Here is a 25,128-nt window from a genome sequence, read left to right as displayed (position 1 = left end):
CGCTGGCCCACGACTACTCTCGGGATGCAGAAAACTCACCGCAATACACTTCTTCTGTGAAGAAAACCACCATCCAGGAGCGGCCCGCCTACGTCGTCGAATCCGTCGACAACGTGCTTCGGCTCCTGCAGCTCCTGCGCGACTCCGGCAGCCTTCGCGTCACGGATGCTGCGGCGGAACTCGACATCGCGCTCTCCACCGCACACCGGCTCTTCTCCATGCTCGTCTACCGGGGCTTCGCAACGCAGGACGAGCAGCGGCGCTACGTGCCGGGACCGGCGATGGACGCCCCCGCGATCACCGCACCGTGGACCCGCGAGCTGCGCGACCTCGCCGAGGGACCCATGGAGCAGTTGAGTGCCGAGCTGAGTGAAACCGTCAACCTGCTCATCAGGGTCGGCACCGACATCCGCTTCCTCAACACGATCGAGGCGAGGGCGGTGCTGCGCGTGGGCGACCGCACCGGCAGTGTCGTGCCGGCACTGCGCACTTCGGGCGGCAAGATGATGCTCGCCCACGAACCGGCCGAGAAGGTGCGGACGCTCTACCGTTCCCGGAGCGCGGAGGCGTCCGGACGGGCCCTCGACGAAGCCGCCTTCGAGCGCCTCATGGGGCAGCTGAGATCGGCGCGCTCGGTCGGCTTCGCCGTCAATCGCGAAGAGAGCGAAGACGGGGTCGGCGCCATCGGTGTCGCAATCCTCACCCCCGGCGGGGCACCCCTCGCGGCAATCTCGGTCGCCTGCCCCATCGGCCGCCTCGAACGGATGCTCGTGCCCAGCGCCATCGCGAGGGCGCAAGCCTGCGCCGCCGAGGTGGGGCGGCTCGCCCTCACGCTCGAGTCCGTGCCCCGCTGAACTGGGGAGGGCTGGCGGCGGCGCGCTACACAATTTGGCTCGCCGCTACAGCGAGTGCTGTCGCGCGGGGCGGGAACTGTAGCGCTCGCCTGAGTTTCGATACAGCCCTGGGCAGGCTACGGCGCGAAGGCCGTGTGCAGGATGCCCCAGGCGCGGCGGGCGACGTCGGCACGAGCATCCGCTTCCGTGCCTGCGAGGAGGCCGGCAAGCATCGACACCGCGAGCAACACGTCGTCGACAGCGACCTCGGCACGGATGCGACCGGCATCCTGCTCGCGCTCGACGATCGCGGCGAGCAGGGCGCGCACGCGGGCCTGGAGGTGGAGCGCACGCTCGTCGTCGCGGTGGGCGAACATCATGTCGATGAGCGTTGTGGAGGTGAGCGCCTGCGAGATGACCCGGTCGAGCAGGTCGTCGAGTGTGGTGGCCGGGTCGGCGACGACGGCCTCGAGGTCGACGATGTTGTCGTCGAAGACGGCGACGGCGAGCGCGAGCCGGTCGGGAAAGTGCCGATAGAGGCTCCCCTGCCCGACGCCCGCCCGACGCGCGATCGAGCTGAGCGGGGCGTTGAGCCCGTCGGTCGCGAAGATCTCTCGCGCCGCATCGATGAGGGCGCGGCGGTTCTCGGGGCCCGCGCTGGGCCCGCGATTCCCTTTCGCCTTTGCCGTCACGGTGTTAGCGTAACGAGGAATACCGGACAGTGTTGTCCGGTTGACGAGATCGACGCACACAGACAACACACCCGCCACTACAGACCAACAGCAAAGGACACACATGGCACACCTCACAGGCGACTCCTCCGTCGGCACCTGGCTCGACGACCCGATCGGCGGCGCGATCTTCCGCGAGCTCCTCACCCAGGCCGGCCAGGACGCGGGCGTGCTCAAGCCCGTGCGTCGCCTCGCCCTCAAGCGCCTCGTCAAGCTGAGCAAGGGCCGCTTCAGCCAGGAGCTGCTCGACGAACTCGTCGAGCGGGCGGCGAAGGGCGACGTGAACACGGATGCCGCGGCATCCGCTTCCCCGCAGGGTGAGTCCTCGACCGAGCAGGGCGTGACGCCGGCTGCGGTGGAGCGCCCCGAGTGGGTCGAGCGCATCAGCACGGGCCGCTTCACGGGCAAGACCGTCATCGTCACGGGCGCCGGTTCCGGCATCGGGCGCGCGACGGCATCCCGTGTCGCCCGCGAGGGTGGCCGCGTCATCGCGGTCGACATCTCGCAGGAACGCCTCGACGAGTTCGTGGCCGAGACCCCCGGCGCCGACATCGTCACCGTCACGGCCGACATCACCGACGATGCCGCAATCGCACGCATCATCGAGGCGGCGGGCGACACAATCGACGCGCTCGCCAACGTCGCCGGCGTCATGGACAACATGACGCCCGTGCACGAGGTCGACGACGCCACCTGGAAGCGCGTCTTCAGCATCAACGTCGACGGCACCATGAAGCTCATGCGCGCCGTTGTGCCCAGCATGCTTGCGCGCGCGCAGGGCTCGATCGTCAATGTGGCATCCGAGGCCGCCCTCCGCGGTTCCGCCGCCGGTGCGGCCTACACCGCGTCGAAGCACGCCGTCGTCGGTCTCACCAAGTCGAGCGCCTACATGTACGGGCCGAGCGGCTTGCGCATCAACGCCGTTGCCCCCGGCCCCGTCATCACCAACATCGAGGCGACCTTCGGTTCGAAGCTCGGCGAGGAGCGCGTGCGCGATGGCATGGCGATCATGCCGGATGCCGCCGAGGGCGACCAGCTCGCGGCATCCATCACCTTCCTGCTCAGCGACGATGGAGTGAACGTCAACGGGCAGGTGCTCGCGAGCGACGGCGGCTGGTCGGCCGCGTAACGGAGCTCGCAACGCGATACCGAGTTGCCCACTTCGACCGCTTCCGGATGCCCGGAAGCAACAGAAGTGGGCAACTCGCGGTTAACCATCTGGTCGCGTCTGGGCCATTCCACAGGTGCATTCGCGTTTCAGCCGCAAAAGAGTATGGTGACCTGCATGGCAACGATCCTCCCGATCGAGCTTGGCCCCATGCGATCCCGACACAGCGGCGCAGGGCCAACACCCGAATCGCCACTCAACTCCTCAGCTTCCCCGCCCGGCCGGATGGGGGCGTCGAACGCGCCCCCACGCTTCGAAGCATCCGAATCCATCCGGTGACGCGCGCGCAGCCAGACGGCACGCCGCAGCCCAGCAGCAGCTCGCCGAGCCTGCACGGGCGTTGAGAAAGGCATATCCATGTCGTGGAGACAGGGTTCCACAATGACCGCGGTGAAGACCGCGGACCCGTGCATCAGCACGGAGATGATCTCGGGAGGCGGGGCGCTCATCCGCGTCGACCTCACGGAGGTCGAAAGCAAGAAGGCCGCCCGACAGAAGTTCGAGGCCATCACCGCGAAGGCTGAGTCGCTGTCGACCCGAAACCCGAAGCTTCGCCACCTCGTCGTGCTGTTGCACGGGGCGCGCCTGCCGGAGAGCGACCTGATGCCCCTCGCTGGCCGCATCGCGCAGACCCTGCACCAGCACCTCGAGACGGCCCGCGGCGCCTACGTCGCCGTCACGGCGCTCGTCGACTCGCCGCCCGTGCCGCCCGAGCTGCTGCAGGAGCGCCTCGCGAAGCTTGCCCGCTGCGCTCCCGGCATGGATCCCGCCGTCGCGCTGTCGACGCAGGAGATCGTCGGCGAGGAGATCACGCAGGCCTCGGTCGACGAGATCGTCTGACGCCTGACGCCGGCCGAGCCCGCCCTCATTCGTAGGACGGCTTGGCCGGCTCCTCGATGTCGCCATGATCGCGTCGGATGATGCTGACCATGCCGTTCGGCTCAAGATACGCGGTCTCAACCTCCGCCAGGTCTGTCACGCCGTGCAGTCGCAGCTGCGACATGAGTTCGTCGAAGGTCATGAACTCGCGCCGCATCACCCGCCGGTCGAGATTCCCGTCGCGGATGAGCGCACGCGGGCGTGCCTTGATCATGCGTGAGAGCGCGGGCCAGCGGTAGGAGAGGGCGTCGGTTCCGACGCTCCAGAAGAGGATCGACCCGACGATCACGGCGCTGTCGCCGAGGGACTGCGCCTCACCGCGCAGTCCCGCGCCCGCCGCATCCGCGAGGAGCACGACCACGAGGAGGTCTGTGACCCCGAGCCCGCCGGATTCCCGGCGCCCCACCAGCCGCAACAGGATGAGCAGGCCAAGGAAGGTCAGGCTGCCTCGGATGACGAGCTCCCACACGGGTACGGTCGGCACGAATATCTCAAACCAAGCGGCGTCCATGCGGCAGAGGGTACCCGCGCGTCATGGGTGCGATGTGGCGTTGCTCAGGCGCCGCGTGCCTTCCTGAGGCTCGCGAGGAGTTCCGGGCCGCGGCGCTCGAGCAGGGCCCCGCCCATGCGGATGCCGACGAGCATGAACACCGCGCCCAGCACGAGACCGATCGCGAGCGCCACAAAGCCCAGCACCGCGTTGCCGGTCGTGGCCGCGATGATGCCCAGGACAAGCTCCGGCAGCGCGAGCGCGAACACGATCGCCCACGCCACGAACATCGACAGCTGCGCCATGAAGGTCGTGCCGGGCGGCGTCTTGAAAGGACTCTCGCCCGCCGCGGGCACGGGCATGAGGAAGCGAGCGGATGCGACGCTCGAGACCCCGAAGCCCGTCAGCAGCAGGCCGAGGCCGATGCCGAGGAAGGCGGGGATGTCGCGCGCCATGTCGAGCATCGCGAGCGGGATCGCGGTGGCCGCGACGACGAGCGGCACCGCGAGGATGCCGAGGGTGATCACGCGGCCCGCGCGATCCGCGGCGCCGCTCACGCCCGTCGAGAGGTGGGCGGCGAAGGCCGTGCCGTCGTACGAGACCTCGGCGCAGAGGGTGATCGCGAGGGTCGCCGCGACGATGGGGCCGAGCACCACGAGCATCCATGTCGATCCGGTGGAGGCGAGGAACACGGCGATCAGCGCGATGAGCGGCAGCACGATGAGCGAGCCACCGTAGCGGGGGTCGCGCATCCAGTAGACGCTCGTGCGGGCGGCAACCGCCCCGGTCGGGGTCGCCGGGAACACGTTGAAGAAGCCCAGGCCCTTGGAACGCCCCGAGCGACCGGATGCCGTGGGCGGCGCAACGAGCAGCCGGCCGAGACTGCGCCACCAGAGCAGCAGGAGCACGGCCAGGGTCGCGAGCGCGATGCCGAGCTTCGCGAGCGCATCGAGGGGACGACCGAGGGCGAGGTCGCCGGGAATCGACCAGGCGGCCCCGAGCGGGGTCCACGAGAGCACGGCCGCGATGCGGGGCAGCTGTTCCGAGATGGCGGCGATGGAAGTGCCGGCGAAGGCGATGATGGGCCCGATCAACATGAGCGGCACGAAGACGAGCACCCCCATGACCTCCCGGTAACGCCGGCCAGCGGCGAGGGCCGCCCCGACCGATTCGAAAGCGCGGGATGCCGCGACGCAGGTGACGACCGCGAGCACGGCGGCGAAGGGTGCGGCAACGAGTGCGAGGGGTTCGCGCAGCCAGGTGAGCGTCGTCGACAGGGCCGCGATGAGGGTGACGAGACCGGGGATCCCGAGAAGTCCAACGAACAGGAGGGCCACCACGAGTCGCTGCGGCGGGATCGGGAAACTGCGCAGCTTGCTCACGCTGAGGGACTGGTCGAGGCCGCGGAGCACGAGCGGCAGCACGATCCAGCCGAGCAGGGTGACGGAGCCGGCGAGCACCGCGACCGTCCACGCGACATCCGGTGCGGTGAACGACAGCGAGACCATGCCGATCACGACGCCGACCAGGATCATGAGACCCCAGAGCGCCCCGAGGATCACGGAGATGAGCACCCACGGACTCCGCAGGAGCCCGTTCGCAAGCAGCCGGAAGCGGAGCCTCAGGAGGTGTGCAACCACGACGGCCCCTCATGCTGGCGTCGCCCACCGACGAGCTCGACGAAGCGATCCTCGAGGGACGACCCCGCCCGCACCTCATCGGTCGTGCCGGCCGCGAGCACGCGACCCGCGCCGATCACGGCGACGTGGTCGCACATCCGCTCGACCAGGTCCATCGAGTGGCTCGAGACGATGACGGTGCCACCGCCGCGCACGAACTGGTGCAGGATGTCTCGGATGTTCGCCGCCGAGACCGGGTCGACCGACTCGAAGGGCTCGTCGAGCACGAGCAGCCGGGGCGCGTGGATGAGGGCACACGCGAGCGCGATCTTCTTCGTCATGCCCGCGGAGTAGTCGACCACGAGGGTACCGCCGGCGCCCTGCAGGTCGAGCATCTCGAGCAGGTCGTTAGTGCGTTCCGCGACGGTCGTGCGGTCCATGCCGTTGAGCAGGCCGTGATACGTCACCAGCTGCTGGCCGGTGAGCCGGTCGAAGAGCTCCACGCCGTCACTCAGCACGCCCACGAGCGACTTGACCTTGACGGTGTCACGCCAGACGTCGACGCCGAGCACCGTGATGGTGCCGGCATCCGGTCGCAGCAGGCCTGTCGCCATCGAGAGCGTCGTCGTCTTGCCCGCCCCGTTGGGCCCGACCAGGCCATAGAAGGAGCCGCGCGGCACCGTGAGGTCGACACCGTCGACCGCGACGTTCTGCCCGAAGGACTTGCGCAGCCCCCGGATCTCGAGGGCTGCGGAAGAAGTCATGTCTCTCAGCGTAGAGGGCAGCGGGGCGCGGCGGTGGGCCGAGTTTCGGCGACTCAGCTGCGCGAGCGCACGCCCGCCAGCACCGCTGCACCCGTCGCCGCGTCGTCGACCGTCACGACGAAGCGCTTACCGTTCGCGCGGGTCACCTGGATGCCCTCGCCCGTGCGCAGCACGACCCCCGTGCGGCCATCCGCACCCCAGCGCCAGCCCCAACCACCGAACTCGGCGACGGGCTGCACGTCGACGACCGCGACATCCGTGATCTCCTCGGCAGGGATCGTGGTCTTGGGCCAACCGAGTGCGCTCCGCACGGTGAGCCCACGACGGTCGACCGTGACGCGCCAATATAAGGTCGCGGCGACGAGCAGGAGCAGTGCGGCGACAACGATCAGCAGTATTGTCCACGCCGGTTCGCCGTTCGCGGCCAGCACGAACGCCAGCACGAACTGCATCACGAAGACGGAGGCGATGACGATGCGCGCACCCCTGCCGACCTTCGCGGTGCGGGACCACGAGACGAGCTCCGTCGGCGCGAAGTCCATCGCGGCGGGAGGCTCGCCCGAGACGACGGTCTTGTCGCTCGGCCGCAGCAGGAACCATGCCGGGATGGCCAGCGCGAAGCCCGCGAGGAGTCCCCACAGCATCCAGATCGCACCGCCGGATGCCTCGGATGCGTCATCGAGGCCGCGCTGCACCCAGAGCGTGCCGCCCAGGCCGACCGACAGGAGCCCCGCCATCCACGGACTCGTGACGAGCACGAACTTCTGGTTCGCGGTGAGGAGGCCGGCTTCCGTCGGCTTGCTCGACATCGCGACGACGAACAACGCGAAGAGGGTGCAGATGCCCAGCGGCATCAGGATGAACAGCCACACGCTCCCGTAGCCGTCGGGGGTGTCACCGGCCCAGTGAACGGCGACCGGGTCTGGCAGTTCGGGAATCCAGCTCGCCGTGATGATGGCGGCAAGGGCCGTGACGACGATGGGCACGAGCGCGCCGACGGTGATCGCGCGGCTCCTCGTGCTGCTCGCGCGAGCCGTGACATCCGCTGTGGTTTCGATCATTGGTAGGCCTCTCGGATGAGCGCGGCGAGCGCCGCTGGTGGAACCTCGTGTGCACGGGCCTGCGCCACGAGCGCCTCGATCGCCGCCGTGAGCTCGCTGTAGTCGCGGGGGTCGTGGACCACGACGGCCCCGCGCCCGCGCCGCAACTCGATGAGCCCCTCGTCGCGCAGCTCCTGGTAGGCACGCAACACGGTGTGCACGTTGACGTCGAGGGATGCGGCGAGCTCGCGGGCGGCGGGGAGGCGCTCGCCCGGTCGCACGCGGCCCGACACGATGGACGCCCGGATGTTGCCGGCGAGCTGGTCGAACAGCGCAACGCCGGAGGCGGGGTCCAGTCGGATGAGCATGCGCCAACCCTATTGTTCTAGTTGAACTAGATCAAGTTGGCTTGTGGGGTGGGCGCTAGAGCCCCTCCGTCACGACGGCCGCGAGGGTCGCGCCGAGCTCGTAGACGGCGCCCCGGGCATCCGGCGTGACCTCACCCATGACGGTCACGGGCCGCGCCGCCTGCCGCCAGCCGAGCGCGCCCGTGATCGAAAGCACCGAGCGCACCGCCCCCGTCTGGTCGTAACGGCCGTGAACATAGAGACCGTAGGGGCGCCCGGATGTCGCGCCCTGCGATTCGCCGTCGGCCTCGCCGGAGGGCGAAAGGGAGCCGCCGATGCGCAGGAAAGTGCTGTCGAAGAAGTGCTTGAGCGCACCGCTCATGTAGCCGAAGTTCGCGGTCGTGCCGAGCAGGTAGCCGTCGGCGGCGAGCACGTCGTCCGCGGTGGCTTCGAGCGCATTGCGCACGACCACATCGACGCCCGCGACCAGCTCGTCGCGGGTGCCCTCGAGCGCCGCGTCGAGCAGGGCCGTCATCGACCGCCCGGGAGAGTGGTGCACGACCAGGAGTTGAGGCATAGCGACGATTGTCCAAGCCCGGATGCCGCCGGGCAAGCCCGCGAAGTTAGCACCGTTAGCTGAGACTTTGCTATGGTCGAGAGGTTCGAGGTCGTTGTCCCTCGGTTCCAGCCGTCCGTGCCAGAGCGTCCCAGACCGGGATGCCGCCGAATGTTGCAGGTGCCGGGTTGGCTGACCTAAGGCGCCGGCGTAGGGCCGGCGCAGCGCCACAAATCACCGATCGTCTGTGAGCTCGCGGATCGTGTGAGGCCCCACCCGGGGTTCAGCGCGCGCAAAAACGCGGTGAAGCGAGCCCGAAAACGCTTCGCCGCGCCTACAGAGAGGAATTCGGATGGAATCCGACATGCAGCAACTGGGGGGACCGCTGATCATCGCGCTCCTCATTCTGTTCTTCGGCGGCACCATGATCATGTCCGTCATGATCGGGAGGAAGCGGGAGAACGCCGACGGGTACATGACCGCCGGCAACAAGATCGGCTTCGGCATCTCGGCCGCCTCCATGACGGCAACCTGGATCTGGGCCTCCTCGATGTATGCCTCGGCGACATCCGGCTACACCTACGGCATCTCGGGCCCCATCCACTACGGGCTCTGGGGCGCCCTCATGATCCTCTTCATCTACCCCTTCGGCCGTCGCATCCGCGCCGTTGCGCCTCGCGCCCACACGCTCGCTGAGGTCATGCGGGCACGCCACGGCCGCTCCAGCCAGCTCATGCTCGCGGGCTCGAACGTGCTCGGCAGCGTCATCAGCCTCACCTCGAACTTCATTGCCGGTGGTGCCGTCATCTCGATGCTGTCGCCCTTCAACTTCGGCCAGGGCATCCTGTTCGTGGCGGGCGGTGTGCTGCTCTACACGCTGTGGTCGGGCTTCCGGGCATCCGTGCTCACCGACTTCGCGCAGGTCGTGGCCATGCTCGGCGCCGTCGTGGTCATCGTGCCGGCGATCTTCTTCGCGGCTGGTGGCACCGACATGATCGCGCAGGGCGCGTCGAACCTCACGCCCGAGCAGTCGAACTTCTTCTCCTCCGAGGCCTTCCTCAACCAGGGCGCGCCCTACATCGCCGCGGTGCTCGCCTACGCGATCGGCAACCAGACGATCGCGCAGCGCCTCTTCGCCGTGCGGGAGGATCTCATCAAGCCCACCTTCATCACCGCGACCGTCGGTTACGGCGCCACCATCATCGGCGTCGGCATGCTCGGGGTCATGGCCCTCTACCTCGGCATCGAGCCGGTCGGTGGCGACACCAACAACCTCATCCCGCAGCTCGCCAGCACCTTCCTTGGTCCCGTGCTGCTCGGCCTCCTCTTCATCATGATCATCGGATCGCTGTCGTCGACGGCCGACTCCGACCTGGCGGCCCTGTCGTCGATCATGATGGCGGATGTCTACGGCCAGAACATCGCCGGCAAGGGCAAGGCGAACCCCAAGACGATGCTGCTCGTCGGTCGCATCACGATGATCGTCGCGACAGGAACCGCGCTCTTCTTCGCGACGAGCCAGTTCAACATCCTCGACCTGCTCGTCTTTGTCGGGGCGCTGTGGGGTGCGCTCGTGTTCCCCGTCATCGCGAGCTTCTACTGGAAGAAGGTGACGAACGCGGCCTTCTCGATCTCGGTGCTCGCCGCGCTGCTCGTCTTCATCGCGGTGCGCTTCGAGTGGGTCTCCCTCACGGGTGCCTACGGCATCTTCATCGACGTGCTCAGCGTCATCGGCATCGGCGTCGTGCTCGGCATCATGGCCTTCGGCTTCTTCGGCAAGAAGACCGGCATGATCGTTGGCATCGTCGCAGCCGTGGCATCCGCCCCCTTCGTCATCGGGTTCCTGCACGACTACACGGTGCTGAGCGGCTCGCTCGTCGCCTACGCCGTGAGCACGATCATCTGCTACTTCATGTCGTTCCGGAGCTCGCAGGACTTCGACTTCGACCTCATTAAGGAGCGCACGGGCGACTTCGACCCGGAGTCCGAACTCGACGACATCGACCGCGAGCTCGACGGCCTCAGCGCCGACACCGCTCGCCCGACCCGCTAGGAGGACCCCATGGTCACTGCCATCACCATCTACATGCTCGTCTGGCCCGTCATCGTTGCGGGTGTGCTGTTCACGCTCGTGCGCGGATTCCTGAAGGACTGGAAGGAGTCGCGCGACGCAGGTCGCCCGATCATCTAGGCGCCCTCGCGCACCGCAACTACGGAGATTTGGCCGACACGCTGCCGGAGGGACCGCACCCGACGGCGTGTCGCCGAAACTCCGTAGTTGCGGTGGGACCGCAGTACCGCTGGCGAATCTCGGTGCGAGGATTGGAGGATGGACTCCCTCCACTCGGCCCGGCGCGCGGTGACGGATGCCGCGGAACGCCTGAGCTCCGCCGGCGTGCCCGATGAGGCCCTCGCCGAGTTCACCCCGCAGCGCCGCAAGCTTGGCATCACCCTCTCGCCCCGCATGAAACCCATCGGGCGGGCGTGGCGGCTCGGCGTCTTCCTGCTCGACGCTGGCGGCACGCTCTACGCCGCCGGTCATTCCACACGAGCGGTCGAACCCGGCCGTTCCAACTACCAGTCCGTCTCGGGCGAGGAGCGGCGGATGCACCGTGCCGCCGCGCATCGCGCCTACCCCGAAGGCACCGTGGTCAACTTCGGCGCGCGGGTGCTCGAGCTCACCGAAGAGGGCTCGGCCGCGGCATCCGGCCCGCTCCTCATCTCGGACGGCCGCCTGCTCGTGCGCTGGAACCCGACGGCGGATGTCGCGACCGCGCCAGAGTTCGAGGCGTACCTGCGAGAGCGAGTCGAGCTGCTGCTCACGCCACCCGAAGGCGCCTAGACTGTTTAGCAATGCAAACAAAAGGCTCGGCGTCGACCCGCATCTGGAGCCGGGACTTCATCCTCGCGATCGTCATCAACTTTGCGCTCGCGGCCGTCTTCTATCTGCTCATGACGACGATGGCGCTCTATGCCATCCAGCGCTTCATGGCGAACGACAGCCTCGCGGGCCTCACAGCGGGCGCCTACGTGATCGGCGCGATCGTGTCGCGCCTGCTCACGTCCAAATACCTCGACCTCGTGGGTCGCCGCCGCACCGTCATCCTCGGACTCGCGGCGTTCGTCGTGCTCTCGGGGCTGTACCTCGTCGTCACCGACCTGACGGTGCTCATCGGCCTGCGGTTCGTGCACGGGCTCGCGTTCGGGGCGGCGAGCACGGCGATCGTCGCCTCCGCGATCATGCTCGTCCCGCGCGCAAAACGGGCCGAGGGTTCCGGCTACTTCTCCATCTCGGCAACCGTCGCGGCAGGCATCGGCCCGCTCATCGGTACCCTCGTGATCGGCGCTGGAGGCTACGAGGGCATCTTCTGGGCGGGCACGGTCGCGTCGATCCTGGGGCTTGCGGCGGCCCTGTTCATCCGTCTACCCGAGCGTGAACCGAGCGAGGAGGAGCTGCGCACCCGCTGGCGCATCCGCGCCTCCGACCTCCTCGAGGTGCGGGCCATGCCGATCTCGATCATCATGCTCCTCGGCGGGCTCGGCTGGTCTGGCGTGCTCGCCTTCTATCTCAACTACGCGGATGCCACAGGGAGCGCGGGTGAGGTCGGCGCCTTCTTCACGATCTACGCCGTGATCGTGTTCGTTGTGCGGCTTGTGGCGGGACGCATCCAAGACCGCTTCGGTGACAATGCCGTCTTCTACCCCGCCCTCGCGGTCTTTGCCGTCGGGCTCGTCATCATCGCGATCCCGCCGACACTGCCTGTCGCGATCGTCGGGGCGGTGCTGTCTGCGATCGGCTTCGGGTCGCTCATGCCGGGCGGGCAGGCCGCCGCCATCTCAGCTGCGACGCCCGAGCGGGTGGGCGTCGCCACCTCGACCTTCTTCATCATGGCCGACGCCGGAATCGGCTTCGGCCCCGTCATCCTCGGGGCACTGCTGCCCGTGACGGGCTATGACGGCATGTATCTGGGGCTCGCGGCGCTCATGGTGCTGACGATCGGCGTCTACACGCTCACGCACGGGCGCAAGCGCCAGGGAGTCACTCCCCGCCGAGGTTTCCCGCAAGACGTGAGTGCATCGCCGAGCTCGCCTCGTTAAGACCCTCGATCACGACGAGCGTGCCGCGCTGCTCATATTTGGTCGTGATGGAGTCGAGAGCGGCGACCGTTGATGCGTCCCAGATGTGAGAGCCAGACATGTCAATCACGACGCGCTCCGGATCATCCGTGTACTCGAACTGCGTCGTGAGGTCGTTGCTCGAGGCGAAGAACAGCTCGCCGATGACCCGGTAGTGGGCGGTGTCGCCCTCGACCGTGCGGGTCACCGTCGCGAAGTGGGCGACGCGCCGCGCGAAGAGCACCATGGCGACGACGACGCCCACGATTACGCCAATCGCGAGGTTATCGGTCGCGACGACCACCACCACCGTCGCGAGCATGACGGCGGTCTCGCTCTTGGGCATCCGCTTGAGGGTGGACGGTCGGATGCTGTGCCAGTCGAAGGTGCCGACCGACACGAGGATCATGACCGCGACGAGGGCTGCCATGGGGATCAGGCCGACCGTGTCGCCGAGCACGACGACAAGGATGAGCAGGAAGACGCCTGCGAGGAAGGTCGAGATGCGCGTGCGGGCGCGCGACGCCTTCACGTTGATCATGGTCTGCCCGATCATGGCGCAGCCACCCATGCCCCCGAAGAGTCCCGAGGCGATGTTGGCGACGCCCTGACCCCACGACTCGCGCGTCTTGTCGGAGTGCGTGTCGGTGATCTCGTCGACGAGCTTCGCGGTCATGAGGGATTCCATGAGGCCGACGAGGGCCATCGCGAGCGCGACCGGCCCGATGATCGACAGCGTCTCCCAGTTGAGCGGCACGTCGGGGAAGAACAGCTCCGGCAGGCTGTCGGGCAGCTCGCCCTGGTCGCTCACGGTTGGCACGTTGAGCGCGAACACGACCGTGATGACCGACAGCACGACGATTGCGACGAGGGGCGCCGGGATGACCTTGGTCACCTTGGGCATGAGCCACAGGATCACGAGGCCGGCCGCGACGAGGGGGTAGACGAGCCACGGGACATCCACCAGGTGCGGGATCTGCGCCATGAAGATCAGGATCGCGAGGGAGTTGACGAAGCCGATCATGACGCTGCGGGGGATGAACCGCATGAGCTTCGCGACGCCGAACAGCGCGAGCACGATCTGGAGCACGCCGGCAAGGAGCACCGTCGCGATGAAGTAGTCGAAGCCGTGCTCGCGCATGATCGGCGCGATGACGAGCGCCACGGCGCCGGTCGCTGCCGTGATCATGGCGGGCCGTCCACCCACGAAGGCGATCGTGACGGCCATGATGAAGGAGGAGAAGAGCCCGACGCGCGGGTCGACGCCCGCGATGATCGAGAAGGAGATCGCCTCGGGGATGAGGGCGAGGGCGACGACAAGGCCCGCGAGCACCTCGCGGGTGAGGATGCGGGGACTGCGCAATGCCGTCAGCACGGAGGGGTTGTCGCGGTAACGCGAACGGTCGATCGCCTTGGCGCCGATGGGCATGGGGACTCCTGGGTGCCGCCCCGCCACCGGGGCGCGTAGGTTTGTGCGTGACGCGCAGTCTTGTTCGTGCGCGGCACGCACAGGAATGCGCGCGGCGCTGAAGCCAGCATCAAGCCTAACGCCGCGCATGCCGAGGGGACCCATGCACAGCAGGCAGGAACGTCGAGCCGCGACCCTCGAACTCGACTTCGTGGGCAGGCTTCTGAGGCGCCCCGGCTCGCTCGCCGCAGTGCTCGCCGACATCATCCGCGCACTGGCGCCGATCTCGGTCGTCTCTGCGGTCCTGGCGATCGGTTGGGTCGAGACGGCCGTCATGATGCTCGTGTTCCTCGGCGTGCTGCTGGCGCGGGCCGCCGCCCTCCCCGCGGGGCTCGACGGGGCGACCTGCGCCGTGCTCCTCGCCGCCGCCTGGTTCAGCGTGGCGGATCTCTACGCGCAGGTCGCGTGGATCGACCTCGCGACCCACTTCGCCGTCGGCGCGGTGCTCGCCGCCCTTGCCCGCATCATGCTGGAACGGTGGGATGCCTCTGGCCTGACGCCCTCGCAGGGGCGCACCACCGTGGCATCCGTCGTCGCCGGTGCGCTTGTGGGTGCCGCGCTGGGCCTCGCGCTCTCGGTCGTGTGGGAGTTCCTCGAATGGTGGGGCCACACCTACATCGACGACACCGTCAACGTGGGGTACCTCGACACGCTGAGTGACGTCGCGGTCGGAGGCCTCGGCGGCCTGATCGCGGGGTCGGTGCTCGCCATCACGTCGCGCGGGCGGACCCGCTGACGCGCCAGCCGAGTGTCGGCGGCTCGCGGCATACTGTGCTGGCATGACCGCCGAACCACCCGTCGCTCGCCCACGGTGGCGCGTGGCGATCTGGCTCGCCGTGGTGGCGCTCATCGCGGCGGTGGCGATCGCGATCCCGTTGCTGTGGGCGCAGCAGCAACTCGAGGCGGCCCGCGCCGATTACACGGCGGCCGCCGGTGAGGTTCGGGATGCCTCGGCTGCGCTCGAAACGGTGTGGCAGCGTGCAGACGAGACACGGTCGCTTGCGGACGCCGTGCTGGCGGCCGCCGACGGTCAGCACGGTGATCCGGATGCGCTTGTCGCGCTGAGCGATGCGGTTCAAGCCCTCACGCTTCAGCTTGAAGGCGACGACCAGATCGCGGTCCCGGTGCCGTCAACGGTGCCCGACTCCGGGACGGAGGAACTGCGCGAGCACGCGGAAGGGTTCCGAGAGGGGGCGGCCGAGGTGCGCAGGAGCGCGGCGGAACTCGAGGCCGCGACGGGTGAGGCAACGGCGGCCGGTGAGGCGTACATGGCGGCACTGCCGGAGGCCGCGGCATCCGTCGAGGCGCGGTTCGCATCGGCAGCGAACCTGGCGCGCATCGCCCACCGCGAGGTCACCGCATCGCTTCGCGAGGCGCGCTGGGGTCCGGATGCCCCGGCCGAGGTCTCGACCTACGCCAGCGTCGTCGCGATCCTCGCCGCGTCGCACGCCGCGGAGGAGGCGGAGAAGGCGGGCGCCCTGTACCAGGCCCGCGCGGAGGTCGAGGCCTTCGCCCGATCGATCGCGGGCGGGGTCATGCTCGACTTCGACTGGGCTCCCGTCGTCAACGGCTACGGCGCGAACGGCAGTTACGGCGGCACCGCCACGTGGAACACCGGTCATGGGGGTTACTCGACCATCACCCTGAGCGACAGCGTCGCCGCCCAGTGGCACAGCAACCCCTCGGTCGCATCCCTCGTCGCGCACGAGGTCGGGCACTCAATCACGAGCAAGTGCATGGCGCTCTTCGTCGATGGGTTCGACAGCCAGCCGGAGGTGTTCGCGACGGCATGGGCCATCGGCCTGGGCTACGAGCGGGAGGGCAACGGCGAGTCGCTCTACGGTAGGCCCTCAGAGGAGTTGATCGAGCTGTCACGCGGGTGTCGCTGAGGGTCCCCGCCGCGCTGACCGCTGCCCTGTAGCCTCATTCAGGCCGCATCCGACCAAGGAGCATTCGTATGTCGCACACCGACCGGCGCGGAGTCGCCGTCTTCCTCGCCATCGCCTTCGTGGGCGCCTGGCTCGTCGCCCTGCCACTCTGGTTCTCGCCCGACGGGCTCGCCTCCCCTTTCGCGACACTCGTGCTTGTCGCGATGATGTTCATGCCCGCGATCGCGGCCATCATCGCCCACAGGGTGGCCCGCTCGCCGGAGGGCTTCCTTCGCGAGACGACCCTGCGGCCCCGTCGCCGCTTCCGCAACTGGTGGGGCTACATCCTGCTCGCCTGGCTCGGGCCCATCGTCTTCGTCGTCGCGGCGACGGCCGTCGCGGCCGCCTTCGGCTGGATCCGCCTCGACCTCGTTGAGTTCAGCGGCTTCGCCCTCACCCTCCAGGGCGCGCTCGGCGGGATGGACCTCGGCGTGCCAGTGCAGGCGATCGTCATCACACAGCTCGTGACGCTGCTCTTCATCCCGATCGTCAACGCCATCCCCGCGATGGGCGAGGAGATCGGATGGCGCGGCTTCCTGCAGGCACGCCTGCTCCCGCTCGGCCAGTGGCCCGCCGTGCTCATCACCGGCGTCGTGTGGGGGCTCTGGCACGCCCCCGTCGTGCTGCTCGGCTACAACTATCCCGGCCAGAACCCGTTCGTGGCACTCCTGCTCATGGTCGTCTTCACGACGCTCGTCTCGGTGCTCCTCGGCTGGCTCACGCTCCGCTCCGGCACCGTCTGGACGGCCGGCATCGCGCACGGCTTCATCAACGGCGCGGCCGGGCTGCCCGTGCTCCTGCTCGCGGCCGGCTCGTCCTACGACAACCTCACGGGCTCGCTGCTCGGCTACCCGGGGTGGATCGTCATGGCGATCGCGATCGTCGCACTCGTCGCGCTCCGTAAGTGGCCGGTGCGCCAGGAGAAGCTCGAGGTCACTCCGGCGCCGTGACGCGCTCCCACGGCTCGATGGGGCCCGGCACGACCGTGAAGACCGGATGCGGCTCCGGCGCCGCCCCGGCGAAGGCGGCGGCCCGGTCGGGGCTCCGCGACTCCAGCTTCGCCATGAGGTGGCGCCATTCGTAGTCGAGCTGGCCCGCCGTGAGGTCGAGTGTCGGCACAGCGCCGCTCGGATGCCTGAGGATCTTGTCGCGGGCGAAACGGTAGCCCCGGGCATCCGCTTCGTCGACAACCCCCGCGAGGAAGGCACCCAGGCTCGCGAGCGGCTCGGGCGTCGCACGGAACCGGCTGAGTTGCGGATGCTGCGAGTATCCGCCGCTCGTCTTGCCGATGACGGCCTGGGCGAGGAGCCCCTCCCGCCAGCACGCGACGAGGGCCTGCCGGTCGAGGAACCGCGGATGCACCGACCAGAGTCTCACCCGGCAACGCTAACAGCGGGCAGCCGCGACGTTCCAGCGCTGACCGTCAGCCGAGGAAGGCCTCCAGCAGCGCGCCGTTGATGAGGCCGACGACGATGTTCCAGAGCGCGACGGCCGCGATGCCGATCGCGGCACCCGCCCTCGCGCGGCCATTGCGACGGCGGGCGAGCACGATGGCGCCCAGCACGAGCGCGGCGACCGCCAGCAGGAACACGACGATGCCCTCGACGACCGCGACGACGGAGACCATGGGAAAGTCGCGGGCAGCCAGCACCGACGCCGAGATCGCGGTGAACACGAGCCTCAGCACGGGGATCACGAGCGCGACGGTCAGCGCCGCCGTCGCGAGCGGTGCGCTGTTGCGCCGCCCCGCGACAAACGCGAAGTCGCCGGCCGAAGCGGGCTCGGGGTGCTGGGGCGAGTGTCCGTCGATCACGGCCCACACGCTAGCACCGACACTCAGATCACGTCGCGCGAGAAGCTGCTCGGCGTGCCGAAGCGGTGCGCCGTGATGCTCACCGCCTGCTCCTGCACAAACGGCAGCAGCTCGATGCGGCCCGACTCCGTGACCGGTTCCGCGTACACGGCAATGTCGGGGCGCCCATCGGTGGCCGCGGCGACGGATGACGCGGGGGCTCCGACCAGGCGGATGCGACGACCCTCGACACCCGCGAGTGAGGCGAGCCACGCGGCATCCGTCTGCACCGTCACCGTGACGCCGCGATCGGCCAGCACGGATGCGACGGGTTTGGGCAGTGCGACAGCCGACGAGACCGAGAAGGGCGCGCCGGCCGTGAGGCCAGCGCCGATGACGCGAAGCAGGTCGGTGAGCGATCCCGCCTCCGCGAGACGCACCGTGACGGAGGTGGGGCAGTAGCGGAAGACGTTGCGCTCGGCCAGGAGGCCGGAGACATCCTTCGCGACACCGAACTCGCTGCTCCAGGCGGCGGAGTCACTCGCGAAGGCGCGACGCAGCACCTCCGCATGCTCGAGCCCGGCCGCGTCGAGCAGGGAGCTCGCGGCGGCGGTGGGGGCGGCATCCGCTGTCGCGGGCCTTGGCGCCCAGCTGCCGAGGCCGATCAGGTAGTTGGGGCCGCCCGCCTTCGTGCCGGCACCGACGGCCGACTTCTTCCAGCCGCCGAAGGGCTGGCGGCGCACGATCGCGCCGGTGATGCCGCGGTTGACGTAGAGGTTGCCGGCCTGAACGCGGTCGAGCCAGAGTGCCAGCTCCGCACGGTCGAGCGAGTGGAGACCCGCCGTGAGGCCGTATTCGACCTCGTTCTGGATCTCGATCGCCTCCTCGAGGGTCGCGGCGGTCATGACGCCAAGGATGGGGCCGAAGAACTCCGTCATGTGGAAGTAGGAGCCGCGCTTGACCCCCGCCCGCACCCCCGGGCTCCACAGCCGCCCGCTGTCATCGAGCTGCTTGGGCTTCACGACCCAGCGCTCGCCTGGCTGCAGCACCGTGAGCCCCTCGAGCAGCTTGTCCTTGGCTGGCACGATGATGGGGCCCATGCGCGGAGTCGCCTCCTCCGGGTAGCCGACCTGCAGCGAGCGCACGGCGTCGAGCAGCTGGTCGTGGAAGCGCCGCGACTTCGCGACCGAGCCGACGAGGATCACGAGGGATGCCGCAGAGCACTTCTGGCCGGCGTGGCCGAAGGCCGAGTACGCGACATCCTTCGCCGCGAGGTCGAGGTCGGCACTCGGGGTCACGATGATCGCGTTCTTGCCGCTCGTCTCGGCAAGCAGCGGCAGGTCGTTGCGGAAGGAACGGAAGAGTTCCGCCGTCTCGTAGCCACCCGTCAGGATGACGCGATCGACCCGCTCATCGGCGACGAGCTGCTGGCCCAGGCCCGAGCCGTCGAGCTGCACGTACTGCAGCACCTCACGCGGCACCCCAGCCTCCCACAGCGCCTCGACCATGACGGCGCCAGAGCGACGCGCCTGGCGCGCGGGCTTGATGATGACGGCGGAACCCGCGGCGAGCGCCGCGAGGGTCGAGCCGGCCGGGATCGCGACGGGGAAGTTCCAGGGCGGCGTCACCACGGTCAGGCGCGTCGCGGTGAAGACGGCACCGTCGACGTCGTCGAGCTCACGCGCCAGCTCGCCGTAATAGTTCGCGAAGTCAATCGCCTCAGAGACCTCGGGGTCGGACTGGTCGAGCGTCTTGCCCGCCTCCGATGCCATGACCTCCATGAGGTCGGCGCGGCGGGATTCCAGCGCGAGGGCGGCACGGTGGAGAATCTCGGCCCGCTGCGCGCCACTCATCGCACCCCAGGCCGCGCCGTGCTCGCGTGCCGTCGAGATCGCCTGGGCCACAGCATCCGTCGTCGTCAGCGTGTTGGCCTCGACCGTCGCGTTGCCGAGCGTGCTCGTGGGCACACGCGACAGGATGGCCCGGCCCCACTCGCGATTGCCCGCGAGCGAGGAGTCGGTGTCGGGGGTGTTCTCGAACCCCTTTCCCAATTCAGGAGTTGGCCCACCCAATTCAGGACTTGGCTTTCCCAATTCAGGACTCCTGAATTGTGAAAGGTCACTCCTGAGTTGTGAAAGGGCGGGGGTCTCACGGCGGTCCTGCCGTCGGTTCGGCAGCGGCACCGTGTCGTCGAGCTTGGCGAGCGACGCGAGGAAGCGCTGCCGCTCCCGCTCGAACAGCTCCTCGCTGTCGGCGAGCTCGAACACGGCCGACATGAAGTTCTCCTGGCTCGCACCCTCCTCCAAGCGGCGGATCAGGTAGGCGATCGCCACGTCGAACTCCTTCGGATGCACGACCGGCGTGTAGAGGAGGAGTCCGCCGACGTCGCGGCGCACCGCCTCGGCCTGGCCCTGCGCCATGCCGAGCAGCATCTCGAACTCGATGCCGCGCTCGAGCCCGCGGCGCTTCGCAAGCAGCCACGAGAACGCGAGGTCGAAGAGGTTGTGTCCCGCAACGCCGATGCGCACGTTGTCGATGCGGTCGGGGTGGAGGGCGTAGTTGATGACGCGCTTGTAGTTGGTGTCGCTCTCCTGCTTGCTGCCCCAGGTCGCGAGCGGCCAGCCGTGGAGGGATGCCTCGACCCGCTCCATGGGCAGGTTCGCGCCCTTGACGACCCGCACCTTGATCGCGGCGCCCCCGCGAGCGCGCCGGGCCGCCGACCACTCCTGCAGGCGGATCATGGCATCCATCGCATCCGGCAGGTAGGCCTGCAGCACGATGCCCGCCTCGAGGTGCAACAGCTTCGGGTCGTCGAGGATGCGTTGGAAGACCGCGACCGTCATGTCGAGATCCTTGTACTCCTCCATGTCGAGGTTGATGAACTTGGGGCTGGTGGCCTTCGCGGCCAGCCGATAGAGCGGGGTGAGCTTCTCGACGACGTGCTCGACCGCCTCGTCGAAGGCCCAAGGGTTGTGCGGCGCGGTCGTCGACGAGACCTTGATTGAGACGTAGTCGACGTCGTCGCGGACGAGGAGCTTGCGCGTGCCATCGAGTCGCCGCTTCGCCTCGCGCTCGCCGAGCACGTATTCACCCAGCAGGTTCATGTTGAGGCGGATGCCCGGCCGGCGGATCTTGGCGATGGCCCCGCCGAGCCGGGAATCGCTGGCGTCGATGATGAGGTGGCCGACCATGCGGCGCAGCACCCCGCGCGCGATCGGCACGACGACGCCGGGGAGCAGGGGCGCCATGATGCCGCCGAGCCGCACGGCGCCGCGCATGTACCAGGGCAGGAAGTCGGGCACCTTGGGCGCGACGGCACTGAGGTTCCGCGCGGCCACCCCGAGGTCGTCGGGGCGCACGACGCCGTCGACGAAGCCGACCGTGAACTCGAGGCCATTGGGGTCGCGCAGCACGCCGGCAAGCTGCTGGGCGGAGGCGTCGACCGGGATCTCGGATGCCTCGGCCAACCACTTGCGCACGAGGGCCGTCACCTCGTCCGTGAGCGCGGGGTCGATTTCGGGGATCACGGGCGTCTGGCTGATGGTCACGATCATCCTGTCTCTCTCGGGGGCCTTGCCGTTCAGTATCGGCCGGAGATTCAGTAAGGTAAAGCGATCTTTTCTTACGGATATTCGTAACTTTTGCTTCATCATCTGGAGGGCTCGTGCTCGACGTCAGACGCCTGCGGCTGCTGCGTGAACTCGCGATCCGCGGCACACTCGCGGAGGTGGCATCCGCCCTCAACCAGAGCCCCTCCTCCGTCTCGCAGCAGCTCGCGCAACTCGAGCGCGAAGTCGGGGTCGAACTGCTGCGCAAGGTCGGCCGGCGCGTGCACCTCACGCCGCAGGCCGAGCTGCTCGTCGAGCACACGACGGCCGTGCTCGAGCGACTCGAGCTCGCCGAGTCCGAGCTGGCCCAGTCGTTCACGACGGCGACCGGTGTCGTGCGGCTGGCGGTGTTCCAGTCGGCGGCGCTGGCCCTCATGCCGCGCGCGCTCACGCTCCTTGCCCGCGAGCATCCGCAGTTGCGCGTGGAGATGACGCAGCGCGAACCCGAGACCGCGCTCACCGAGACGTGGGCCCGCGACTTCGACCTCGTGATCGCGGAGCAGTATCCGGGACACGCCGCCCCGCGGCATCCGGAACTCGACCGGGTGCGCCTCACGGGCGACGCCATCTCGCTTGCGGTCGCGCCCTCGTCAGCCATCCGTTCGATAGCGGATGCCGCAAGCTCCGCCTGGGTCATGGAACCCCGCGGCGCGGCCTCACGTCACTGGGCCGAACAGGCCTGCCGCCAGGCCGGATTCGAACCCGATGTGCGCTTCGAGACGGCGGACCTCCAGGCGCAGATCCGCCTCATCGAGTCGGGCAACGCCGTCGCCCTGCTGCCCGACCTCGTGTGGACGGAACGTTCCCGATCGGTGACGTTGCTCCCCCTCGACGGCGACCCGCACCGCACGATCTTCACCTCGGCGCGGCAGGCGACCGTGCGCAGCCCCGGCATCGTCGCGGTGCGCGACGCACTCACCCGCACGGCCGAGTCCCTCGCGGGGTGAACTATGCGGGTGGCTGGTGCAGCCCGAAGCGGCACCCCTGGCTGTCGAGGCACATCACGAACCTGCCGAAACGGGCGACCGACTCCTCAGTGCCACCCAGCTCGGTCGGGTCCACCTCGCCTCCGAGTTCCCGCACCCGGGCGCTCGCCTCCACGATGTCGTCGACGCGAAAGAAGACGTAGGGGCTGGCGTTGGCGTCGCCTCCGTGGATGCCTACCTGGAGACCGCCGACATCCGCGCTCGTTCCGCCGCTTGGCGCCTCATTCCATTGCCATCCGAAGAGGGCGGAGTAGAAGGCGCGTCCTCGTTCGGGATCTTCCCCACCGAGTTCAATGAATGACACCTCTCCGGCCATATCGTGCTCCCTTGCTCGATGGCGACGAGGGTACGCCGCTGCGGCGGCGATGTCAGCAGCGAAGCCTCAATCGAGAGTGGGCAGATGGCTCTTCCGGGACTCGCACAGTGACCGTTTGCCCACTCTCGCGTCGGTGGTCTGGATACGCGCCTTTATGCGCGACCGAGACGGGATGCGAGCGCCATCGCGTCGTAGGGCGCCCGCACCTTCGCATCGTTGTCGAAGTAGACGTACACGTCGCGGCCCTCCCCGAGCCATCCGCACACCCGCGAAGCCCAGCGGTCGAGTGACGCCTCGTCGTAGCCCGAGACGTAGAGCTCACTCTCGCCGTGCAGGCGCACGTAGGCGAAGTCGGCCGTCTGCTCCCACAGCTGCGGCCACTTGCCGGCGGTGTCTGCGACGACGGATGCCACGTTGTGCCGCCGCAGGATCTCGAAGAACTCCGGGGTGTCGAAGCTGTGGCTCCGCACCTCGAGGGCGTGCCGCAGGGGCGCCTCGGCCACGGAGTCATGGATGCCGCGGGACTCGTCATGCGGCCACGCGCGGCCGTCGAGGCGGGAGTCGTGGCGGGCGGCGAGCGCCGCGGCATCCGTCGTCGTCCTGGGCAGTTGCGCGAGAAAGGCGTCGAGCACCTCGGCGTCGAAAGTGACCCGCTCGGGCAGCTGCCAGAGGAAGGGCCCGAGCTTGGGTCCGAGCGCGAGCACGCCGGAGGCGAAGAAGTTGGCGAGCGCGGTTTCAGCGCCCTTGAGCCGCAGCAGGTGCGTGATGAAGCGCCCACCCTTGACCGCGAAGACGAAGCCCTCGGGCGTCTCGTCGCGCCACGCCTCGTAGTACTGCGGTTTCTGCAGCGAATAGAAGGAGCCGTTGATCTCGATCGTGTCGAGCTGGCGCGAGGCGTACTCGAGCTCACGTCGCTGGGCGAGCCCCTTCGGGTAGAAGTCGCCGCGCCACGGAACATAGCGCCAGCCGGAGATGCCGACGCGGGCGACCGGATGCTGCGGGCTCATGCGTGCGACGGTACGTCGAGTCGCGACATCCCGCACGCAACGAGAGTGCGACTTCTGCCCCTGCACTGGGGCTCACCCGCTCCCCTGCGACCCCGTAGCGTTGACGGGCACGACTCTGGGGGAAACATGTCATCACTGCGCTGGGCCAAGCCCACACTCTCGACGTGGATCGGCGGCGCCGCCGTCGTGCTGCTGCTCGTGCTCGCTGGCGCATCGACCGGCTTCTACGGCGTGCTCATCATGCTCGGCCTCGTCGCCTTCTTCACCGCCCTCTACACGCTCGTCATGGGCCGGCGCTCGTGGGCGGCGATCCCGTCGCGCGCCGCGGCGGCCCTCGTGCTGGTCGGCGCGATCCTCGTCACGGGTCTCGGCAGCGCCATCGCGCCCGCCCCAGCCACGAAGCCGGCGGATGTCGCGAGCCCCGCCGCATCCGAAAGCTCGCGTCCGACCCCCAGCCCGAGTCCGTCGCCGTCACCCTCCGAGGGCGGCTTCACCGACGAGTCGCCGAGCGACCCGGCGACTGCCGTACAGCCCAAGGGCGAGGCATCCGTCGCCATCGGCACCGAGCCGCTGCCCGACACCGCGCTCGCGCTGCTGGACACCCTGCCCATCAAGGGCCGCGCACCCAAGACGGGCTACGACCGTGACGCGAAGTTCGGCAACGGCTGGCTCGACGTCGACCGCAACGGCTGCGACACCCGCAACGACATGCTCGCCCGCGACCTCACGGGCATCACGAAGTCGGGGCCGTGCAAGGTCATGACGGGCACCCTGCTCAGCCCCTACACGGGCCAGAATGTCGCGTTCGTGCGCGGCAACGGAACCTCGAGCATGGTGCAGATCGACCACGTCGTCGCGCTCGCGGATGCCTGGCAGAAGGGGGCGCAGCAGCTCACGCAGCAGCAGCGCATCTCCTTCGCGAACGACCCCCTCAACCTCCTGGCTGTCGACGGGCGCTCGAACTCTCAGAAGGGCGCCGGCGATGCGGCGACCTGGCTGCCTGCGGCAAAGACGTTCCGCTGCGAATATGTCGCGCGCCAGGTGTCGGTCAAGGCGAACTACGGACTATGGGTGACGCAGGCCGAGCACGATGCCATCGCGTCGATCCTGAGCGGATGCCCGAGCCAGCCCGCACTGCGCTCCGGCTTCGCCCCCGTGGCGGTCGTGCCGGCGCCCGCTCCCGTGCCTGCTCCGGCACCGGCTCCGGCTCCAGCGCCGGCACCCGCCCCGGCTCCGGCACCCGCGCCTGCCCCTGCGCCCGCGCCTGCGCCCGCTCCCGCTCCGGCTCCCGCGCCCGCGCCCGCGCCCGCGCCCGCAACGGTCCACCCCGGCGCATTCTGCTCGGGGGCGGGTTCCACGGGCCTCAGCAAGAAGGGTGTGCCAATGGTCTGCACTACGACCAGCACCGACTCGCGGCTTCGGTGGCGTTCGCAGTAAGTCCGACCCCGCAGCATCCGTCGCCCGTGAGACTGCGCAAGTT

The 25,128-nt window shown here is 68.9% G+C and carries 25 protein-coding genes; 12 read left to right on the top strand and 13 right to left on the bottom strand.

Annotated elements, in window-relative coordinates; all coding sequences use genetic code 11:
* The first annotated feature begins 56 nt into the window (after positions 1 to 56).
* Positions 57 to 854 carry an IclR family transcriptional regulator gene (locus ACIQK7_RS05375; protein ID WP_403022004.1) on the top strand — a complete coding sequence of 266 codons (798 nt, stop codon included), beginning with the start codon at positions 57 to 59 and terminating at the stop codon, positions 852 to 854.
* Between the two features lie 116 nt (positions 855 to 970).
* Here ACIQK7_RS05375 and ACIQK7_RS05370 read toward each other — a convergent pair whose 3' ends face one another.
* Positions 971 to 1,525, bottom strand: coding sequence for a TetR/AcrR family transcriptional regulator (locus ACIQK7_RS05370; protein ID WP_403022002.1), 555 nt, complete (start codon positions 1,523 to 1,525; stop codon positions 971 to 973).
* 103 nt (positions 1,526 to 1,628) lie between these two features.
* Between ACIQK7_RS05370 and ACIQK7_RS05365 the strand changes: the two genes are divergently transcribed.
* Both ACIQK7_RS05365 and ACIQK7_RS05360 read left to right on the top strand, forming a co-directional pair.
* Positions 1,629 to 2,693, top strand: a complete 1,065-nt coding sequence (locus tag ACIQK7_RS05365; protein ID WP_403022000.1) for an SDR family NAD(P)-dependent oxidoreductase — start codon at positions 1,629 to 1,631, stop codon at positions 2,691 to 2,693.
* Between the two features lie 420 nt (positions 2,694 to 3,113).
* A complete protein-coding gene (locus tag ACIQK7_RS05360; protein ID WP_403021998.1) occupies positions 3,114 to 3,572 on the top strand; it encodes a hypothetical protein in 459 nt (152 codons plus the stop codon).
* 25 nt (positions 3,573 to 3,597) lie between these two features.
* On the opposite strand, the gene ACIQK7_RS05355 is transcribed toward ACIQK7_RS05360, so the two are convergent.
* The 6 genes from ACIQK7_RS05355 to ACIQK7_RS05330 are packed head-to-tail and all read right to left on the bottom strand — an operon-like array spanning position 3,598 to position 8,448.
* Positions 3,598 to 4,122: a DUF421 domain-containing protein gene (locus tag ACIQK7_RS05355; RefSeq protein ID WP_403021997.1), complete on the bottom strand. Its 525-nt coding sequence runs from the start codon at positions 4,120 to 4,122 to the stop codon at positions 3,598 to 3,600.
* A 44-nt stretch (positions 4,123 to 4,166) separates the two neighbouring features.
* Complete coding sequence (locus ACIQK7_RS05350) at positions 4,167 to 5,741, bottom strand: transporter (protein WP_403021995.1); 1,575 nt, start codon at positions 5,739 to 5,741, stop codon at positions 4,167 to 4,169.
* A complete protein-coding gene (locus ACIQK7_RS05345; protein WP_403021994.1) occupies positions 5,723 to 6,484 on the bottom strand; it encodes an ABC transporter ATP-binding protein in 762 nt (253 codons plus the stop codon). The genes ACIQK7_RS05350 and ACIQK7_RS05345 overlap by 19 nt, the downstream gene beginning before the upstream one ends.
* Before the next feature lie 53 nt (positions 6,485 to 6,537).
* Positions 6,538 to 7,545 carry a DUF1648 domain-containing protein gene (locus tag ACIQK7_RS05340; RefSeq protein ID WP_403021992.1) on the bottom strand — a complete coding sequence of 336 codons (1,008 nt, stop codon included), beginning with the start codon at positions 7,543 to 7,545 and terminating at the stop codon, positions 6,538 to 6,540.
* A complete protein-coding gene (locus tag ACIQK7_RS05335; RefSeq protein ID WP_403021991.1) occupies positions 7,542 to 7,892 on the bottom strand; it encodes a GntR family transcriptional regulator in 351 nt (116 codons plus the stop codon). Before ACIQK7_RS05335 ends, ACIQK7_RS05340 begins: the two co-directional genes overlap by 4 nt.
* A 55-nt stretch (positions 7,893 to 7,947) precedes the next feature.
* A complete protein-coding gene (locus tag ACIQK7_RS05330; protein WP_403021989.1) occupies positions 7,948 to 8,448 on the bottom strand; it encodes a flavodoxin family protein in 501 nt (166 codons plus the stop codon).
* Positions 8,449 to 8,779: 331 nt separating this feature from the next.
* Between ACIQK7_RS05330 and ACIQK7_RS05325 the strand changes: the two genes are divergently transcribed.
* The 4 genes from ACIQK7_RS05325 to ACIQK7_RS05310 all read left to right on the top strand — a co-directional run bounded on the left by ACIQK7_RS05325 (position 8,780) and on the right by ACIQK7_RS05310 (position 12,525).
* Positions 8,780 to 10,480, top strand: coding sequence for a sodium:solute symporter family protein (locus ACIQK7_RS05325; RefSeq protein WP_403021988.1), 1,701 nt, complete (start codon positions 8,780 to 8,782; stop codon positions 10,478 to 10,480).
* A gap of 9 nt (positions 10,481 to 10,489) precedes the next feature.
* On the top strand, positions 10,490 to 10,618 hold the full coding sequence (locus tag ACIQK7_RS05320) for a putative transporter small subunit (RefSeq protein WP_403021986.1): 129 nt from the start codon (positions 10,490 to 10,492) through the stop codon (positions 10,616 to 10,618).
* A 138-nt stretch (positions 10,619 to 10,756) separates the two neighbouring features.
* Entirely contained in the window at positions 10,757 to 11,269 is a 513-nt protein-coding gene (locus ACIQK7_RS05315; RefSeq protein ID WP_403021984.1) for a hypothetical protein, read from the top strand.
* Positions 11,270 to 11,280: 11 nt separating this feature from the next.
* Positions 11,281 to 12,525 (top strand): MFS transporter, encoded by a 1,245-nt coding sequence (locus ACIQK7_RS05310; protein ID WP_403021982.1) that lies wholly within the window; start codon positions 11,281 to 11,283, stop codon positions 12,523 to 12,525.
* Here ACIQK7_RS05310 and ACIQK7_RS05305 read toward each other — a convergent pair.
* On the bottom strand, positions 12,467 to 13,972 hold the full coding sequence (locus tag ACIQK7_RS05305; protein ID WP_403021980.1) for a SulP family inorganic anion transporter: 1,506 nt from the start codon (positions 13,970 to 13,972) through the stop codon (positions 12,467 to 12,469). The two genes, ACIQK7_RS05310 and ACIQK7_RS05305, sit on opposite strands and share 59 nt — an antisense overlap.
* A gap of 142 nt (positions 13,973 to 14,114) precedes the next feature.
* Between ACIQK7_RS05305 and ACIQK7_RS05300 the strand changes: the two genes are divergently transcribed.
* The 3 genes from ACIQK7_RS05300 to ACIQK7_RS05290 all read left to right on the top strand — a co-directional run bounded on the left by ACIQK7_RS05300 (position 14,115) and on the right by ACIQK7_RS05290 (position 16,889).
* Positions 14,115 to 14,747, top strand: coding sequence for a hypothetical protein (locus ACIQK7_RS05300; protein WP_403021978.1), 633 nt, complete (start codon positions 14,115 to 14,117; stop codon positions 14,745 to 14,747).
* A gap of 43 nt (positions 14,748 to 14,790) precedes the next feature.
* A complete protein-coding gene (locus ACIQK7_RS05295) occupies positions 14,791 to 15,900 on the top strand; it encodes a hypothetical protein (protein WP_403021977.1) in 1,110 nt (369 codons plus the stop codon).
* Positions 15,901 to 15,968: 68 nt separating this feature from the next.
* The gene (locus tag ACIQK7_RS05290; RefSeq protein ID WP_403021975.1) at positions 15,969 to 16,889 is read left to right on the top strand and encodes a lysostaphin resistance A-like protein; all 921 of its coding nucleotides are present in this window, start codon (positions 15,969 to 15,971) and stop codon (positions 16,887 to 16,889) included.
* Here the strand turns inward: ACIQK7_RS05290 and ACIQK7_RS05285 are convergent.
* Genes ACIQK7_RS05285 through ACIQK7_RS05275 form a run of 3 tightly spaced genes read right to left on the bottom strand, consistent with a single transcriptional unit; the run spans position 16,873 to position 21,285 of the window.
* The gene (locus ACIQK7_RS05285) at positions 16,873 to 17,316 is read right to left on the bottom strand and encodes a pyrimidine dimer DNA glycosylase/endonuclease V (protein WP_403021973.1); all 444 of its coding nucleotides are present in this window, start codon (positions 17,314 to 17,316) and stop codon (positions 16,873 to 16,875) included. The genes ACIQK7_RS05290 and ACIQK7_RS05285 overlap by 17 nt on opposite strands.
* A gap of 46 nt (positions 17,317 to 17,362) precedes the next feature.
* Positions 17,363 to 17,752: a hypothetical protein gene (locus tag ACIQK7_RS05280; RefSeq protein WP_325209857.1), complete on the bottom strand. Its 390-nt coding sequence runs from the start codon at positions 17,750 to 17,752 to the stop codon at positions 17,363 to 17,365.
* 23 nt (positions 17,753 to 17,775) lie between these two features.
* Positions 17,776 to 21,285: a proline dehydrogenase family protein gene (locus tag ACIQK7_RS05275; protein WP_403021971.1), complete on the bottom strand. Its 3,510-nt coding sequence runs from the start codon at positions 21,283 to 21,285 to the stop codon at positions 17,776 to 17,778.
* A 110-nt stretch (positions 21,286 to 21,395) separates the two neighbouring features.
* Here ACIQK7_RS05275 and ACIQK7_RS05270 point away from each other — a divergent pair, with 110 nt between their 5' ends.
* The gene (locus tag ACIQK7_RS05270) at positions 21,396 to 22,286 is read left to right on the top strand and encodes a LysR substrate-binding domain-containing protein (RefSeq protein ID WP_403021970.1); all 891 of its coding nucleotides are present in this window, start codon (positions 21,396 to 21,398) and stop codon (positions 22,284 to 22,286) included.
* Position 22,287: 1 nt separating this feature from the next.
* Here the strand turns inward: ACIQK7_RS05270 and ACIQK7_RS05265 are convergent, their stop codons facing one another.
* Together ACIQK7_RS05265 and ACIQK7_RS05260 are read right to left on the bottom strand one after the other, a co-directional pair.
* Positions 22,288 to 22,641, bottom strand: coding sequence for a VOC family protein (locus tag ACIQK7_RS05265; protein ID WP_403021968.1), 354 nt, complete (start codon positions 22,639 to 22,641; stop codon positions 22,288 to 22,290).
* Between the two features lie 152 nt (positions 22,642 to 22,793).
* Positions 22,794 to 23,648, bottom strand: coding sequence for a DUF72 domain-containing protein (locus ACIQK7_RS05260; RefSeq protein WP_403021966.1), 855 nt, complete (start codon positions 23,646 to 23,648; stop codon positions 22,794 to 22,796).
* Positions 23,649 to 23,774: 126 nt separating this feature from the next.
* Here ACIQK7_RS05260 and ACIQK7_RS05255 point away from each other — a divergent pair, with 126 nt between their 5' ends.
* Positions 23,775 to 25,085, top strand: a complete 1,311-nt coding sequence (locus tag ACIQK7_RS05255; protein ID WP_403021964.1) for an HNH endonuclease family protein — start codon at positions 23,775 to 23,777, stop codon at positions 25,083 to 25,085.
* Positions 25,086 to 25,128 lie beyond the last annotated feature (43 nt).

This window comes from Salinibacterium sp. GXW1014 (assembly GCF_044769865.1).
Classification (GTDB): domain Bacteria; phylum Actinomycetota; class Actinomycetes; order Actinomycetales; family Microbacteriaceae; genus Homoserinimonas.
This window is presented reverse-complemented; position numbering and strand designations above follow the sequence as displayed.

Coding starts and splice junctions, on each gene's coding strand:
- ACIQK7_RS05365 (WP_403022000.1), top strand. CDS start 1,629: ATGGCACACCTCACAGGCGACTCCTCCGTCGGCACCTGGCTCGACGAC.
- ACIQK7_RS05360 (WP_403021998.1), top strand. CDS start 3,114: ATGACCGCGGTGAAGACCGCGGACCCGTGCATCAGCACGGAGATGATC.
- ACIQK7_RS05355 (WP_403021997.1), bottom strand. CDS start 4,122: ATGGACGCCGCTTGGTTTGAGATATTCGTGCCGACCGTACCCGTGTGG.
- ACIQK7_RS05345 (WP_403021994.1), bottom strand. CDS start 6,484: ATGACTTCTTCCGCAGCCCTCGAGATCCGGGGGCTGCGCAAGTCCTTC.
- ACIQK7_RS05340 (WP_403021992.1), bottom strand. CDS start 7,545: ATGATCGAAACCACAGCGGATGTCACGGCTCGCGCGAGCAGCACGAGG.
- ACIQK7_RS05335 (WP_403021991.1), bottom strand. CDS start 7,892: ATGCTCATCCGACTGGACCCCGCCTCCGGCGTTGCGCTGTTCGACCAG.
- ACIQK7_RS05330 (WP_403021989.1), bottom strand. CDS start 8,448: ATGCCTCAACTCCTGGTCGTGCACCACTCTCCCGGGCGGTCGATGACG.
- ACIQK7_RS05325 (WP_403021988.1), top strand. CDS start 8,780: ATGGAATCCGACATGCAGCAACTGGGGGGACCGCTGATCATCGCGCTC.
- ACIQK7_RS05320 (WP_403021986.1), top strand. CDS start 10,490: ATGGTCACTGCCATCACCATCTACATGCTCGTCTGGCCCGTCATCGTT.
- ACIQK7_RS05315 (WP_403021984.1), top strand. CDS start 10,757: ATGGACTCCCTCCACTCGGCCCGGCGCGCGGTGACGGATGCCGCGGAA.
- ACIQK7_RS05310 (WP_403021982.1), top strand. CDS start 11,281: ATGCAAACAAAAGGCTCGGCGTCGACCCGCATCTGGAGCCGGGACTTC.
- ACIQK7_RS05305 (WP_403021980.1), bottom strand. CDS start 13,972: ATGCCCATCGGCGCCAAGGCGATCGACCGTTCGCGTTACCGCGACAAC.
- ACIQK7_RS05300 (WP_403021978.1), top strand. CDS start 14,115: ATGCACAGCAGGCAGGAACGTCGAGCCGCGACCCTCGAACTCGACTTC.
- ACIQK7_RS05295 (WP_403021977.1), top strand. CDS start 14,791: ATGACCGCCGAACCACCCGTCGCTCGCCCACGGTGGCGCGTGGCGATC.
- ACIQK7_RS05290 (WP_403021975.1), top strand. CDS start 15,969: ATGTCGCACACCGACCGGCGCGGAGTCGCCGTCTTCCTCGCCATCGCC.
- ACIQK7_RS05275 (WP_403021971.1), bottom strand. CDS start 21,285: ATGATCGTGACCATCAGCCAGACGCCCGTGATCCCCGAAATCGACCCC.
- ACIQK7_RS05265 (WP_403021968.1), bottom strand. CDS start 22,641: ATGGCCGGAGAGGTGTCATTCATTGAACTCGGTGGGGAAGATCCCGAA.
- ACIQK7_RS05260 (WP_403021966.1), bottom strand. CDS start 23,648: ATGAGCCCGCAGCATCCGGTCGCCCGCGTCGGCATCTCCGGCTGGCGC.
- ACIQK7_RS05255 (WP_403021964.1), top strand. CDS start 23,775: ATGTCATCACTGCGCTGGGCCAAGCCCACACTCTCGACGTGGATCGGC.